This is a genomic window from Thermaurantiacus tibetensis, assembly GCF_015354055.1.
Taxonomy (GTDB): domain Bacteria; phylum Pseudomonadota; class Alphaproteobacteria; order Sphingomonadales; family Sphingomonadaceae; genus Thermaurantiacus; species Thermaurantiacus tibetensis.
The window spans coordinates 353,407-367,513 of the sequence record NZ_JACHTM010000001.1 but is presented as its reverse complement, the minus strand read 5'-3'; the positions used below and the strand labels follow the sequence as shown (position 1 = coordinate 367,513).

The window sequence follows — 14,107 nt, the reverse complement described above, 5'->3', positions numbered from 1 at the left end:
CGGGCCCTTCCGGTCGCAGGCAGGCGCTCTCCCTCATCCTCGGCCGGCTGTTCTGACGCCAGCGCCACGGGCCGCGTTGCCGGCGGCGGGCTGCGCCACTAGGGCAGCGGCGATGACTCCTGATGCGGTCAGAAGCTGGGTGGACTGGCTGCCGGCGCGGGCGCGCCTCTACGCCCGTCTTGCCCGGTTCGACCGCCCCGCTGGCTTCTGGCTCCTGTTCTGGCCCTGCGCCATGGGCCTGGCGCTCGCCCAGGACTGGAAGGCGATGGCCCTGCTGCCCTGGTTCCTCGTCGGCGCGGTCGCGATGCGGTCGGCCGGCTGCGTCTACAACGACATCGTCGACCGCGACCTCGACTCGCGCGTCGCCCGCACGGCAGCGCGCCCGGTGGCAAGCGGCGCCATTTCCGTGCCCGCGGCATGGGCCTTCCTCGTGGGCCTCGCGCTCGTCGGCCTCCTCGTGCTTCTCCGCCTGCCCGAGCGGGCGCAGCTCGTCGCGCTCGCGTCGCTCGGGCCCGTTGCAGCCTATCCCTTCATGAAGCGCATCACCTGGTGGCCGCAGGCGTGGCTTGGCCTCACCTTCAACTGGGGCCTCCTCGTCGGCTGGGCCTGCGGCACCGACCCGGCGCCGCCCCTGGCCCTGGCGGCCGCCTATGCCGGCCTCGTCTTCTGGACGCTCGGCTACGACAGCATCTACGCCGCGCAGGACCGGGAGGACGATGCGCTCGCCGGCATCCGCTCGAGCGCGCGGCGGCTGGGCAGGCAGCTGCGGCCGGCGGTCGCTCTCTTCTACGCCGCCTGCATCGCTTTCGTCGGCCTTGCCCTCTGGCTCGTCCGGCCTGACCCGCTGGTGCTCGTGGCGCTCGTGCCCGCCGCGCTTCACCTCGGCTGGCAGGCGGCCACCTTCTCCCCCGACTCGGTCGAGAACGCGCTCGCGCGCTTCCGCAGCAACGTGACGACGGGCTTCCTGCTCGCTGGCGCCTTCGCCGTCGCCCTGCCCATGCCCGCGCGCCCGTGGTGACGGAGGCGGAGAAGTCACCGTGCTGAGCGAGGCCGAAGCGCTCGACGCCGTGGCCCGCGCGGTTGCGGCCGCCCGCGCAGCCGGCGCGGATGCGGCCGACGCCGTCGTCATCGGCGAGGCGTCGCAGTCGGTCACCATCCGCATGGGCGTGCTCGAGGACGCGACCCGCTCCGAGGGCACCGAGCTCGGCCTCCGGGTGTTCGTGGGCGCCCGTTCGGCGCAGGTCTCCACCTCCGACTTCACGGCGCGCGCGCTGGCCGAGGCAGCGGAGCGGGCGCTCGCGATGGCGCGGCTTGCCCCCGAGGACCCCTACGCGGGGCTTGCGCCCGCACAGCTGCTTGCCCGCCCGCCCTTCCCCCAACTCGACCTCTTCGATCCGGACGCGGAGATGCTGTCGGCCGAATCGCTCCGCGCACTGGCCGAGGCCGCGGAGGCTGCCGCGCGTGCCGTGCCCGGCGTCTCCTCGACCGAGGGCGCAACCGCCTCGGCCGGGGTCAGCGTGGCCGCGCTGGCGACGAGCCACGGCTTTGCCGGCGCCCAGCGCGCCAGCGCCTGCTCGGTCTCGGCGGTTGCCATCGCCGGCGAGGGCGAGGGGCGGCAGCGCGACTATGACTGGACCGACGCGCACCACCTCGCCGATCTCGCCGCGCCCGGGGCGGTGGGCCGCTCGGCGGGCGAGCGCGCCGTGGCCCGGCTCGGGGCCACGCGCCTGCCGACCGGGCCCATGCCCGTCGTCCTCGACCGGCGGGTGGCCTCAAGCCTCCTCGGCCATCTGGCAGGCGCCATGGCAGGCCCCGCGATCGCGCGGAGGACGAGCTTCCTCCTCGACCGCGAGGGCGAGCGCCTGTTCCGGCCCGGCATCCGCATCATCGATGACCCACTGCTCCCGCGCGGGCGGCGGTCCCGCCCCTTCGATGGCGAGGGCCTCCCCACCCGCCGGACCCTGCTCGTGGACGACGGCGTGCTTGGCGCCTTCCTCTGCGACTCGGCCTCCGCCCGCCAGCTCGGCCGGGACCCGACCGGCCATGCCAGCCGCGGCGTCGGCGGCCCGCCCGGGGTGGCCACGACCAACCTCTGGCTCGAAGCCGGAAGGCGCAGCGTCGCTGACCTCATCGCCGACATTCGGCTCGGCTTCCTCGTCACCGAGCTCATCGGCATGGGCGTCAACGGCCTCACCGGCGACTACAGCCGGGGCGCTGCGGGCTTCGCCATCCGCGACGGCCGCGTGGCCGAGCCGGTCACCGAGATGACGATCGCCGGCAACCTCCTCGACATGTTCCAAGCGCTCGAGCCGGCCGACGACCTCCTGCTCGAGCGGGCAGTCAACAGCCCTACGGTCAGGATCGACGGGATGATGGTGGCCGGTGCCTGAACCCTTCTGCTTCGACCCCATGGCGGACCTGCTCCTCGCCGAGAGCGCAGCGCGCGAGGCCGCCGACCATGCGCTGTGGCTTTCGACCCGCGGCTTCGAGACCTGGGCGAAGGGCGCGAGCGACCCGGTGACGACCGCCGACCTCGAGGTGGATGCCCTGCTGCGCGAGCGGCTCCTGGGGGCGCGGCCCGGCTACGGCTGGCTTTCGGAGGAGACGGCGGACTCGCTCGCCCGTCTCGAGGCTCGGGCCCTCTGGGTGGTGGACCCGATCGACGGCACGCGGGACTATGCCCGCGGCCGCGACGGCTGGGCCGTCTCGGTCGCCCTTGCCGTCGATGGCGAGGTGGTGCTGGGCGTGCTGGCTGCCCCGGCGCTCGGCCATGTCTATGTCGCAACACGCGACGGTGCGACGCTCAACGGCGCGCCCATCCGCGTCTCGGGCCGCGAGGACGAGTCGGGCATGCGGCTGCCGGTGGACCCGCAGTTCGTCGCGGCCCGGCTGTGGGAGCGCCCCTGGCCAGCGGAAGCCGTGCCGAAGCCCAACAGCATGGCGCTCCGGATCGCGATGGTGGCAAGCGGCGCTGCCGACGGGCTGGTCGATGCGCGGATGACGAACGAGTGGGACGTGGCGGCTGCAAGCCTTGTCCTCGAGGCGGCCGGCGGCCGCATCACCGACCGCGAGGGCGCGCCCTTCGCCTTCAACAAGCCGGAGCCCGAGATGCTGGGGATCGTCGCGGCAACGCCGGCGCTCCACGCGCCGCTCCTCGACCGGCTGACCGAGGCGCGCGCGGCGCTGAAGCGGATGGAGGTGAGGATCGAGCGCGACGGCCCGGCAGAACGGCAGGAGGGCTAGCGCCGGCCGCCGAACAGGCCGCCGAGCAACCCCCTGACCAGGCTGCGGCCGACCTGGTTCGCCATGCTCCGCCCGACCGAAGTGGCGACCCGGGCGAGCTCTGCCTCGGCACGACCCCTCGGCGACTGGCGGTGGGCGCGCGCCGCGGCCGCCTCGGCTCTCGCCCGCTCGCGGGCGGCCCGTTCGGCCTCCTTCGCGGCCTTCGCGGCCTCCGCCTCGGCATTGCGGGCCTCGGCGCGCGCCAGGAGGATCTCGTACGCCGACTCGCGATCCACGACTTCTTCGTAGCGGCCGGCAACCGGAGAAGAGGCCAAGAGCACCTTGCGCTCGGCCTCGGTGAGCGGTCCCACGCGGCCCACCGGCGGGGCGACGAGCGTGCGCTCGACGGGCGTGGGCGCACCCTTCGCGTCGAGCACGGAGACCAAGGCCTCGCCCACCCGAAGCTCGGTGATCGCCTGGCGCACGTCCACCTTCGGGTTCGGGCGGAAGGTCTCGGCGGCCGCGCGCACCGCCTTCTGGTCCTTCGGCGTGAAGGCGCGGAGCGCATGCTGGATCCGGTTGCCGAGCTGGCCTGCAACCGAATCCGGAATGTCGACGGGGTTCTGCGTGCAGAAGTAGACGCCAACCCCCTTCGAGCGGATGAGGCGCACCACCTGCTCCACTCGCTCGAGGAGGGCCTTGGGCGCCTCGTCGAAGAGAAGGTGCGCCTCGTCGAAGAAGAAGACGAGGCGCGGCTTCTCCGGGTCCCCCACCTCGGGCAGCTCCTCGAAAAGCTCGGAAAGCAGCCACAGCAGGAAGGTGGAATAGAGGCGTGGCGCCTGCATCAGCCGGTCGGCGGCCAGGATGTTGATGCGCCCGCGCCCGTCCGGCTCGACGGCCATCATGTCGGCGATGTCGAGCGCAGGCTCCCCGAAGAAGTTGGCGCCGCCCTGCGCCTCGAGGGTGAGGAGCTGCCGCTGGATCGCCCCCACCGTCGGCCGGGTCACGTTGCCGTAGCGCGCGGCAAGCTCCGCGGCATTGTCGGCGCAGTGGGCCAGAAGCTGCTGCAGATCCTTGAGGTCGAGGACGAGGAGGCCCTGCTCGTCGGCGTAGCGGAAGGCGACGTTCAGCACGCCCTCCTGGGTGTCGTTCAGGCCCATGAGCCGGGCGAGCAGGAGCGGCCCCATTTCCGAAACCGTGGTACGGACGGGGTGGCCCTGCTGCCCGAACAGGTCCCAGAGCACGACCGGGTTGTCGGCATAGGCGTAAGACGCGAGGCCAAGCTCGGCGGCGCGCTTCGTAAAGGCCTCGTGAGTCTTCGCCTGCGGCGAGCCGGGAAGCGCCATGCCCGCCACATCGCCCTTCATGTCGGGAAAGAAGACGGGCACCCCGGCGCGGCTGAACCCCTCGGCCAGCACCTGGAGCGTGACGGTCTTGCCGGTGCCGGTCGCGCCCGCGACGAGCCCGTGGCGGTTGGCCCGGGCGAGGAGCAGGTGCTGCGGATGCTCCTCGCCCCTGCCGATGAAGATGCCGTCTGTCATCGCCGCCCCCGGTCGTGCCCGCCCGCCTTCGTCCCTGCGCGTCTAGCGCATCTTCACGCCGACGAAACGGGCAGGGCCCGGCCCCCGCTGGACGAGGAGCAGCACGGTGTCGCGCCCGGCCTTGCGGGCCTCGGCGACGATCGCCGCGGCCTCCTGGGGCGTGCGCACCGGCCGCTGGTTGATCGAGAGCACCACGTCGCCGCGCTGCAGACCCTGCTCGGCGGCATTCGACGAGGGGTTCACGCGGGCAATGACGAGCCCCTCGACCGACTCGGGCAGGCGCAGCTGCTGGCGGATCTCGGGCGTGATCGACTGGAGGGTGAGCCCCAGCTGCTGGCGGGCGGCCTCGGCTCCGGGCTCGCCCCTGCCACCCCGCTCCTCGGGCTCGTCGGCCTGCCCGCCCTGAAGCACCGCTTCGCTCGGCCGCTCGCCGATGGTGGCGGTCACCGTGATCCTCTGGCCGTCGCGGATGAGCTGCACGGGCACCCGCGTACCGATCGGCGTGTTGGCGACGATGAAGGAGAGGGTGTTGTCAGGCGTCACCTCCTGCCCGGCAACCGCGACGATGACGTCACCCTGGCGGATGCCCGCCTTCTGCGCCGGCCCGTTCGGCTCGACTCCGGCGACGATCTCGCCGCGGTCCTTCGGCAGGCCGAGCGAGGCAGCGATCGGCGCCGAGAGCGGCTGGATCTGGACACCGAGGTAGCCCCGGCGCACGCGCCCCGCGGTGCGCAGCTGCTCGATGACCGGCTGGGCGAGCTCGGCCGGAATGGCGAAGCCCACGCCCACGTTGCCGCCGGTCGGCGAGAAGATCGCGGTGTTGACGCCGACGACGTTGCCCGAGAGGTCGAACAGCGGGCCACCGCTGTTCCCCTGGTTGATCGACGCATCCGTCTGGATGTAGCGGTCATAGGCCCCGCCACCGGTGATGTTGCGGTGGAGCGCCGAGACGATGCCGGCCGTCACCGTGCCGCCAAGCCCGAACGGGTTACCGATGGCGAGCACCCAGTCGCCGACGCGCAGGCTCCGCGAGTTGCCGAAGCGAACGAAGGGCAGGTCACGCCCGTCGATCTTGAGGAGGGCGAGGTCGGACAAGGGGTCGCGGCCAATGACGCGCGCCTTGAACTCGCGCCGGTCGGAGAGCGTGACGGTGATCGAATCCACAAGGCTGCGCCCGTCGCGCCCCGAGATCACGTGGTTGTTGGTGACGATGTAGCCATCGGGCGAGATGAGGAAGCCCGAGCCAAGCGAGGTGGCCTCGCGGGTCACCGGTTCGCCGCCCTCGCCCTGCTGCTCCTGGAAACGCCGGAACAGCTCCTCGATGCTCATGCCAGGACCGAAGCGGGGGAAGGCCCGGCCGATCTCGACCCTCTGGGTGGTGGAGATGTTGACCACGGCGGGCTGAAGGCGGGCGGCGAGGTCGGCGAAGCTTCGCGGCGCGCCATTGGGCGGCTCTGCCGGGGAAAGTGCCGGCGCAGGCGACGGAAGTGGGGACGACGCCTGGCCGAGCGCAGGAGCAGCCAGGCCCGCGATGAAGACAAGACCGGAAACGACGAGAGTGCGAATGGCTGGGGTCCTTTCCTTTCGGCGGGCGGCCCTTCGCGCGAAGGCTGTTGCCGCTGCCTGAACGGCTAGCGGCGTCCGCTCCGGCCGTTGAACTCCCGGAGGAACTCCATGTCGGGCGAGAGCACCACCGAGGCGTTGCCGTCGTTGAACGTCGTCCGGTAGGCCTGCATGGCCCGCCAGAAGGCGTAGAACTCAGGGTCCTTGCCGAAGCTCTCGGCGTAGGTGCGGGCGGCCGCCGCGTCCGCCTCGGCGCGGATGATCTGCGCATCGCGGGCGCCCTGGGCGCGGATGGTGAGCGCCTCCTCCTGCCGGGCCGTGCGCATCCGCTCGTAGGCGGCTTCGAGAGGCGTGCCCGGCGGCAGGTCGGCGCGCTTGATCCTGACATCGACGATCTCGGCGCCATAGGCCGCCGCCGACCGGTTCACCGCCGCCTGGATCGTCTCCATCATCTGCCCCCGCTCAGGCGAGAGGAGCACGTCGAAGCGCTGCTTGCCGAGCTCGTTCCTGAGGCGCGAGGTGAGGATGCGCGACAGCTCGTCGGCCAGCCGCTCCTCGGTGCCGACCGTCTGGAACATGCGCACCGGGTCCACCACGCGGAAGCGGGCGAAGGCATCGACCACGAGCCGCAGCTGGTCGGTCGAGAGCACCGTCTGGGGCGCGATGTCGAGCGGGAGCACGCGCTTGTCGACGAACCGGACCTCCTGGACGAACGGCAGCTTCAAGACGAGGCCGGCCCCGGTCTGGCCGAAGCGCTCCTCAGGCCTGTAGGTGTTGACCGTCCACACCGGCCGGCCGAGCTGGATGCCGATCGCCTGCCGGTCCTCCGGCACGCGGACGACGGCGTTCGCGAGCAGGAAGAGGAGGACGAGGAGAACCACCCCGCCTAGCATCACGCCACGCGGCAGGGCGGTCATTGCCCGCCTCCGGCGCGGGCGGCCTGGGCGCGACGCTGCAGCTCGGAGAGCGGCAGATAGGTCTGCACCCCGGGCGCCTCGATGATCGTCTTGTCCACCTTGCCGAGCACCTGTTCCATCGTCTCGAGATACATGCGCTTTCGCGTCACCTCTGGCGCGAGGCGATACTCCTCGTAGACCTTGTCGAAGGCCGCAGTCGCGCCCTGGGCCTGCGCCTGCACCTGCTGGGCATAGGCGCGGGCCTGGTTCAGGAACTGCTGCGCATCCTGCTGGGCGGCCGAAACGTCCTTGAACGCCTCGTCGACGGCCGCCGGCGGATCCGCCTGGCGGATGTCGACGCCCTGGATGCGGATGCCCGCGCGGTAGCTGTCGAGGATCTCCTGGGTACGCTGCGCCACTTCCTCGGCGATCGCCGCCCGCTCCGGACCGATCGCGTTGTCGAGCGTCGCGCGCCCGATCATCTCGCGCATGGCCGCTTCGGTCACGTCCCGCACGGTCGCGTCCGGGTCCTTGATCTGGAAGAGAAACTGCTCGGCGTTCGAGAGCCGCCACCGCACGGCATAGGCGATGTCGATGATGTTCTGGTCGCCGGTGATCATCAGGTTCTCGGACGTGCCCTGCGGCGAGCCGATCTCCGTCGTCCGGATGTTCTCGAACTGCACCTTGGTGACCATGTCGATCGGCGCGGGGAGCTTGAGGTGGAAGCCGGGCCCCGAGGTCTTGTGATACTGGCCGAAGCGGGTGACGACGCCGCGCTCGCCGGCGTTGATCCGGTAGGCCGAGGTCGAGCCGATGGCGAGGAGGAGGATGCCGCCCGCCACCCAGGCCCAGGGGATGCCGGGAAGCGGCCCGCCGCGCCTGCCGCCGCCGAAGCGCGTGCCCGGCCGGCCGCCGCCGGCCATCTCGCGGAGCCGCTCCTGGCTGCGGCGGATGAACTCGTCGAAGTCGGGAGTCGAGGCGCCGCGGGGCGGGCCGTCGTCGCCGCGCGGGCCGGGCGAGGGCCGGCCTCCGGGCGCGCCCCAGGGGCTGCGCCCGCCGCCGTCACCCCCCGTTCCCCAGGGGTTCCGCTTGCGGCCGCTGCCCTTGTCGCCGCTGTCCTCGTTGTTCTCCCAGGGCATCCACCACTCCCGAGTCGCCGCGTGCGGCGCCGCGCGCGGCGCCTCCCATTGCGGCCGGTTCACGGCGGGATATAGGCGGAGGCTCCGGCGATTGCGAGGCCCACGTGACCACACCCCCGGACAGCACTGCACTCGGCGCGACGCTGGCCGCCGTTCCCGACCCGCTGGGCGGCGGCTCGGTCGTCGCGACCGGCCGGGTCACCGGAGTCAAGCTTGCGCCCGACGGCACCGCGAGCGCCATCCTCGCGATCGACGGCCTCCCCGGCCGGGCGGCCCAGGCGCTCGAGGCCGAGATCACCCGGCGGATGCGGGCAGTGCCCGGCGTCGCCCGGGTCCGCGTGATCCAGACGTCGGAGCGGCACCAGGCGGGCCCTGCGCCCGAAGTGGACGGGCTCGCGCAGGTCCGCCATGTCGTCGCCGTCGCCTCCGGCAAGGGCGGGGTCGGCAAGTCGACGGTTGCCGCCAACCTCGCGCTGGCACTTCGCCGGCAGGGCTGGGCGGTCGGCCTGCTCGACGCCGACATCCACGGCCCCTCCGCCCACATCCTGCTTGGCATCGGCACGCGGGCGGCCGCGACGCCGGAGCGAAGGCTGCTTCCGGTCGAGGCACACGGCCTCAAGGTGCTCGGCATGGGGCTGATGGCCGACCCCGACCGCGCGGTCGCCTGGCGCGGGCCGATGATTGCCGGCGCGCTCGTCCAGATGGCTGAGGGCGCCGACTGGGGCCCGCTCGACGCCCTCGTCGTCGACATGCCTCCGGGCACCGGCGACATCCAGATCACGCTTGCCCAGAAGCTGCGGCCGGCCGGGGTGGTGCTTGTCTCCACCCCCCAGGCGCTGGCCGTGGCCGATGCGAGGCGTGCTGCGGCGCTCTTCCGCCAGCTCGACGTCCCCATCCTCGGCACGGTTGCCAACATGGCCAGGATCGACGGCGCCGGCGGCACGGCGTTCCACCCCTTCGGCAGGGCAGATCCTGCCGCCCTCGAAGCGGCCCTCGGCGCGCCGGTGCTGGCCGAACTGCCGCTCGACCCGGCGGTGACCGCCGCCTCGGATGCAGGCACGCCGCTCGCGACCGGGCCAGTGGCCGACGCGCTCGGCATCGTCGCCGCCCGGCTGCGGGAGCTGCTGGACGCCCGCCCGGCCTAGGCGCCGGGAATGCTGAGCCGCGCCACCTCGGGGTTGCGGGTGAAGGGCGGCGCGTCGAGGATCTCGCGCAGGAACGCCCCCTTGTCGACCGCCTGGGTCCGGTTGGCCATCCCCTTCATCTCGCCGGCATAGTTGCGGATCATCGGATCCGGGTTCGGGAGCCGGGCGCCCTCGAGGAGGCTGAGTTCGCCGGGCGACTTCGGCGGCAGCCGCACGCCCGGGCCGAACAGGGCCTCGAGCGCCTGCTGCTGGCTGTCCGTCGCGAGCGGCCGGGGCGCGCCGGGCTGCGGCGGCACCAGCGAGAAGTCGGGCGGGATGACGAGCGGCGCCTGCCGGCCGACGGCAAACTCGTCGGGCCGCTTGCGATCGAGGAGCCCGCCGCTGCACCCGGCAACGGCCAGCCCGGCAAGAGCGAGAACGACAGCGCGCATCAGCTTTCCTTCCTCACGGCCGGGCGCGCGCGGAGTGCCGTGACGAGCAGCACGAACACCCCGACGCTGATTGCCGCATCGGCCACGTTGAACACATAGAAGGACCAGCGCCCGACATGCAAATGGACGAAGTCGATGACGAAGCCGAGGCGCACCCGATCGACGATGTTGCCGAGCGCGCCGCCGAGCACGAGCGCGAGCGCCGCCTGCTCGGGCAGCTGCTTCTCGCGCTGGATCCAGAGCGCGACCACCACGGCAATGGTGACCGTGAGCAGCACCAGGAGCCAGCGGCCCACCTCGCTGTCGGCCGCAAGCAGGCCCATGGAGACCCCGCGGTTCTCGACCCAGGTGAGCGAGAAGACCGGAAGCACCGGGATCGTCAGGCGTTCCTCGAGGCGCACGACGGCGACGATCCACCACTTGGCGAGCTGGTCGAGCCCGAAGACGAGCGCGGCCAGCGCGTAGGCGCCGCGCGGCGTCACGCCACGGCCTCCGCGCACCGCGTGCAGAGACCCGACTGCGGGTCCACGTCCGGCAGGTGGCGCCAGCAGCGGTCGCAGCGGGCGTGGTGCGTCCGGGAGGCCGAGACCGCGAACCGCTCGCCCTCCCCTTCCGTGACGCGGACGTCGGCGACGAGCAGCAGCTCTGCAAGATCGAGGCTGGCGAAGGCGGCGCGGTCGGCCGGGTCGGCCGCAGCGACGTCGAGCTCGGCCTGGAGGAAGCTTCCGATCGCCTTGTCGCGCCGGAGCGCTTCCAGCGCATCGAAGGCGGCCGCGCGCAGCGCCAGCACGCGCTCCATCGCAGCCTCGAGGGCCGGATCGCGCCAGGCCGGGTCGACCAGCGCATAGGTCCGGTGGTGGACCGAGCCGGCCTCGGGCCCGTGGCGGTGGCCCCAGGCTTCCTCGGCGGTGAAGACGAGGACGGGCGCAAGCCAGGTGACGAGCCAGTCGAAGAGGGTTGCAACCGTGGTGCGCCAGGCCCGGCGGCGCAGGCTCGCCGGTGGGTCGCAATAGAGGCTGTCCTTGCAGACATCGAAGGCGAAGGCGGAGAGATCCTCGTTCACGAAGCGGGCGAGCGCGGCCACCATCCGCCCGTAGGCGTGGGCTTCGACATGGGCGCGCAGCTCGGCATCGAGCGCGGCGAGGCGCGCGTGGATCCAGCGCTCGAGCGGCGGCATGTCGGGAACCGCGACCCGCTCGGCCTCGGTGAAGCCGGCGAGCGCGCCGAGGAGGTAGCGCAGCGTGTTGCGGAACTTCCGGTAGCTGTCGGCCGTCGTCTTCAGCGCGGTCGGGCCGAAGCGGGTGTCCTCGGTGAAGTCGACGGTTGCGCACCACAGCCGCAGCACGTCGGCACCGTTCTCGGCGATGACCTTCAGGGGATCGATGACGTTGCCGAGCGACTTCGACATCTTCCGGCCCTGCTCGTCCAGCGTCATCCCGTGGGTGAGCACCGCCCTGTAGGGCGCGCGGCCGCGCGTGCCGCAGGCCTCGAGCAGCGAGGACTGGAACCAGCCCCGATGCTGGTCGGAGCCCTCGAGGTAGAGGTCCGCCTGGTCGGCCTTTAGGCGGGTCTCGGTCACGAAGGCGTGGGTGCAGCCCGAGTCGAACCAGACATCGACGACATCCGTCACCTGCTCGAAGTCGGCGGCGGCATGGGCATGGCCGAGGAAGGTCTGCGGATCGGCGGTCCACCAGATGTCCACGCCATGCGCCTCGAAGGCGGCGAGGATCCGGGCGTTGACCTCGGGGTCGCGGAGATAGTCCCCGGTTGCGCGGTTGACGAACAGCGGCAGCGGCACCCCCCAGGCGCGCTGGCGCGAGAGCACCCAGTCGGGCCGGCCCTCGACCATGGCGCGGATGCGGGTCTCGGCCTTGGGCGGGATCCAGCGGGTCTCGCCGATGGCCCTCAGCGCGCGCTGCCTGAGCGTCGTGCCGTCGCCGAGGTCCTTGTCCATGTGGACGAACCACTGCGGCGTGCAGCGGTAGATGAGCTTCTTCTTCGACCGCCAGGAGTGGGGGTAGCTGTGGCGGTAGTCGGCCGAGGCCGCGAGCAGCGCGCCGGCCTCGCTGAGCGCTGAACAGATGGGGCCGTCCGGATCGTTCACCCTGTAGACGTGGGCCCCGCCGACGACCGGCCAGTCGGCGCGGTAGGTGCCATCGGGGCCGACGACAAAGAGCGGGTCGATGCCGTGGGCCCTGCACAGCGCGAAGTCGTCCTCGCCATGGTCGGGCGCGAGGTGGACGAGACCGGTGCCCTGATCGGTGGTGACGAAGGCGCCGGGGAGGAGCGGCCGGGGTTCCGCAAGGACGCCGCCCAGATGGTGCCAGGGGTGGCGGGCGACGGCCCCGGCGAGCGCCGTGCCAGGCAGGCGGGCGAGGACGGGGAGCGGCACCCCGAGCCGTCCGCGCACCGCCTCGAGAAGCGCCTCGGCAACGACGAGCCGCCGGCCCTGCGTCTCGACGAGCGCGTAGGCGAGCTCGGGCCCGTAGGCGAGCGCGCGGTTGACCGGCAGCGTCCAGGGCGTCGTCGTCCAGATGACGGCGTGCGCGCCAACCAGCTCGGGGGCGTTGGGCGCCTCGACGATCTCGAAGGCCACATCCACCTGGGTCGAGACGATGTCTTCATACTCGACCTCGGCCTCGGCGAGCGCGGTCTGCTCGACGGGCGACCACATCACCGGCTTGGCACCGCGGTAGATCTGGCCGGTCTCGGCGAACTTGAGAAGCTCGCGCGCGATCGCGGCCTCGGCGTCGAAGCTCATGGTGAGGTAGGGGTTGTCCCACTCGCCCCACATGCCGAGCCGCCTGAGCTGGCTGCGCTGCACGTCCACCCAGTGGGCGGCATAGGCCCGGCACTGGGCGCGGAACTCGGCGAGGGGAATCTCGCCTTTCTCAATCCCCTTGGCGCGGTTCAGCTCCTCGACGCGCCATTCGATGGGAAGGCCGTGGCAATCGAAGCCGGGAACATAGGGCGCGTCGAAGCCGAGCATCGAGCGGGTGCGGATGACCAGATCCTTCCAGATGTGGTTCATCGCGTGCCCGAGGTGCATGTCGCCGTTGGCGTAGGGCGGGCCGTCGTGGAGGATGTAGCGCGGCGCCCCGCCGCGCGCCGCCCGGAGCGCGGCATAGGCACCCTCTGCCTCCCAGCGGGCGAGCAGCCTCGGCTCGGTCTCCGGCAGGCCGGCCTTCATCGGAAAGTCGGTCTTCGGCAGGAAGACGGTGGCCCGCCAGTCGCCTGCCTGTCGCGTCGCGTCCATGATGGAAGCGCCTTCTAGAAGCCTTGCCCGGGGATTCCAGCGCGATTTTTGCGAACGCGACTGCGAAACGCTAGAAAATAAAGACTTTTCAGCCCCTTAGGCTTGCGCTCGAGCCATGGGCGCGATATCTGACGGTGGAAGTCCGAGAAGGAGACAGGCCGTGAAGGGCGACCCGAAGGTCATCGAGTATCTGAATGCGGTGCTGAAAGGCGAGCTCACCGCCATCAACCAGTATTTCCTGCACTACCGGATGCTCGACAACTGGGGCATCCGCAAGCTGGCGAAGTACGAGTATCACGAGTCTCTCGATGAGATGAAGCATGCCGACCGTCTCATCGAGCGCATCCTGTTCCTCGAGGGCCTGCCCAACCTGCAGGCACTCAATCGCCTGCGAATCGGCGAGAACGTGCCAGAGATCCTGAACGCCGATCTCGAGCTTGAGCACGAGGCGATCGCGCTTCTCAAGGACGCCATCCTCCACTGCGAGAGCGTGCGCGACTTCGTCTCGCGCGAGCTCTTCGTCTCGATTCTGGATGCTGAGGAAGAGCATGTCGACTTCATCGAGACGCAGCAGGAGATGATCGCGCAGATGGGCCTGCAGAACTACCTGCAGCTCCAGTCGGAGCCGGCCGGCAGCTAGTCCTCGCCGAAGCGGCTCTCGACGAGCGCGCGCAGGGCCTCGACCGCGGCCTCGGCATCCTCGCCCTCGGCGCGGATGACGATCGCTTCGCCCATGGCGGCCCCCAGCATGAGGAGGCCCATGATCGAGGTGCCGAGCACCTCCTGGCCGTCCTTCGCGACATGGACGGTCGCACCGAACTGGCTTGCGAGCCTGACGAACCGGGCGCTTGCCCGGGCATGGAGCCCGCGCCGGTTGCGGATGACGACCTCGACCGGCCCTGCGGCGCTCAAGC

13 protein-coding genes are annotated in these 14,107 nt (G+C 71.7%); 5 read left to right on the top strand and 8 right to left on the bottom strand.

Annotated features, from left to right (window positions below; translation table 11 throughout):
- Positions 1 to 112 precede the first annotated feature (112 nt).
- From ubiA to H3H34_RS01845, 3 genes are read left to right on the top strand one after another with little or no spacing between them, the layout of a single operon-like run.
- Positions 113 to 1,018 carry a 4-hydroxybenzoate octaprenyltransferase gene (gene ubiA, locus H3H34_RS01855; protein ID WP_194743553.1) on the top strand — a complete coding sequence of 302 codons (906 nt, stop codon included), beginning with the start codon at positions 113 to 115 and terminating at the stop codon, positions 1,016 to 1,018.
- A gap of 19 nt (positions 1,019 to 1,037) precedes the next feature.
- Entirely contained in the window at positions 1,038 to 2,390 is a 1,353-nt protein-coding gene (locus H3H34_RS01850) for a TldD/PmbA family protein (protein WP_194743552.1), read from the top strand.
- A complete protein-coding gene (locus tag H3H34_RS01845; RefSeq protein ID WP_328830967.1) occupies positions 2,383 to 3,243 on the top strand; it encodes an inositol monophosphatase family protein in 861 nt (286 codons plus the stop codon). The genes H3H34_RS01850 and H3H34_RS01845 overlap by 8 nt, the downstream gene beginning before the upstream one ends.
- Here H3H34_RS01845 and H3H34_RS01840 read toward each other — a convergent pair.
- From H3H34_RS01840 to hflK, 4 genes are all read right to left on the bottom strand, one after another.
- The gene (locus tag H3H34_RS01840) at positions 3,240 to 4,763 is read right to left on the bottom strand and encodes a helicase HerA-like domain-containing protein (protein WP_194743551.1); all 1,524 of its coding nucleotides are present in this window, start codon (positions 4,761 to 4,763) and stop codon (positions 3,240 to 3,242) included. The two genes, H3H34_RS01845 and H3H34_RS01840, sit on opposite strands and share 4 nt — an antisense overlap.
- 42 nt (positions 4,764 to 4,805) lie before the next feature.
- Complete coding sequence (locus H3H34_RS01835; RefSeq protein WP_194744058.1) at positions 4,806 to 6,329, bottom strand: Do family serine endopeptidase; 1,524 nt, start codon at positions 6,327 to 6,329, stop codon at positions 4,806 to 4,808.
- A gap of 65 nt (positions 6,330 to 6,394) precedes the next feature.
- Positions 6,395 to 7,243, bottom strand: a complete 849-nt coding sequence (hflC, locus tag H3H34_RS01830; RefSeq protein ID WP_194743550.1) for a protease modulator HflC — start codon at positions 7,241 to 7,243, stop codon at positions 6,395 to 6,397.
- Positions 7,240 to 8,361 (bottom strand): FtsH protease activity modulator HflK, encoded by a 1,122-nt coding sequence (gene hflK / locus H3H34_RS01825; RefSeq protein WP_194744057.1) that lies wholly within the window; start codon positions 8,359 to 8,361, stop codon positions 7,240 to 7,242. The genes hflC and hflK overlap by 4 nt, the downstream gene beginning before the upstream one ends.
- A 104-nt stretch (positions 8,362 to 8,465) precedes the next feature.
- Between hflK and H3H34_RS01820 the strand changes: the two genes are divergently transcribed.
- Complete coding sequence (locus H3H34_RS01820) at positions 8,466 to 9,506, top strand: P-loop NTPase (protein WP_194743549.1); 1,041 nt, start codon at positions 8,466 to 8,468, stop codon at positions 9,504 to 9,506.
- Here H3H34_RS01820 and H3H34_RS01815 read toward each other — a convergent pair.
- From H3H34_RS01815 to ileS, 3 genes are read right to left on the bottom strand one after another with little or no spacing between them, the layout of a single operon-like run.
- Positions 9,503 to 9,937, bottom strand: coding sequence for a DUF3035 domain-containing protein (locus H3H34_RS01815; RefSeq protein WP_194743548.1), 435 nt, complete (start codon positions 9,935 to 9,937; stop codon positions 9,503 to 9,505). The two genes, H3H34_RS01820 and H3H34_RS01815, sit on opposite strands and share 4 nt — an antisense overlap.
- On the bottom strand, positions 9,937 to 10,419 hold the full coding sequence (gene lspA / locus H3H34_RS01810; protein ID WP_194743547.1) for a signal peptidase II: 483 nt from the start codon (positions 10,417 to 10,419) through the stop codon (positions 9,937 to 9,939). Before lspA ends, H3H34_RS01815 begins: the two co-directional genes overlap by 1 nt.
- On the bottom strand, positions 10,416 to 13,193 hold the full coding sequence (gene ileS, locus H3H34_RS01805; RefSeq protein WP_194743546.1) for an isoleucine--tRNA ligase: 2,778 nt from the start codon (positions 13,191 to 13,193) through the stop codon (positions 10,416 to 10,418). Before ileS ends, lspA begins: the two co-directional genes overlap by 4 nt.
- A gap of 160 nt (positions 13,194 to 13,353) precedes the next feature.
- Between ileS and bfr the strand changes: the two genes are divergently transcribed.
- A complete protein-coding gene (gene bfr / locus H3H34_RS01800) occupies positions 13,354 to 13,833 on the top strand; it encodes a bacterioferritin (RefSeq protein WP_194743545.1) in 480 nt (159 codons plus the stop codon).
- Here bfr and H3H34_RS01795 read toward each other — a convergent pair.
- Entirely contained in the window at positions 13,830 to 14,105 is a 276-nt protein-coding gene (locus H3H34_RS01795) for an HPr family phosphocarrier protein (protein WP_194743544.1), read from the bottom strand. The genes bfr and H3H34_RS01795 overlap by 4 nt on opposite strands.
- Positions 14,106 to 14,107: the final 2 nt, after the last annotated feature.

Excerpts from the sequence above, each read along its gene's own strand:
- ubiA (WP_194743553.1), top strand. The coding sequence starts at position 113 with ATGACTCCTGATGCGGTCAGAAGCTGGGTGGACTGGCTGCCGGCGCGG.
- H3H34_RS01840 (WP_194743551.1), bottom strand. The coding sequence starts at position 4,763 with ATGACAGACGGCATCTTCATCGGCAGGGGCGAGGAGCATCCGCAGCAC.
- hflC (WP_194743550.1), bottom strand. The coding sequence starts at position 7,243 with ATGACCGCCCTGCCGCGTGGCGTGATGCTAGGCGGGGTGGTTCTCCTC.
- hflK (WP_194744057.1), bottom strand. The coding sequence starts at position 8,361 with ATGCCCTGGGAGAACAACGAGGACAGCGGCGACAAGGGCAGCGGCCGC.
- H3H34_RS01815 (WP_194743548.1), bottom strand. The coding sequence starts at position 9,937 with ATGCGCGCTGTCGTTCTCGCTCTTGCCGGGCTGGCCGTTGCCGGGTGC.
- ileS (WP_194743546.1), bottom strand. The coding sequence starts at position 13,193 with ATGGACGCGACGCGACAGGCAGGCGACTGGCGGGCCACCGTCTTCCTG.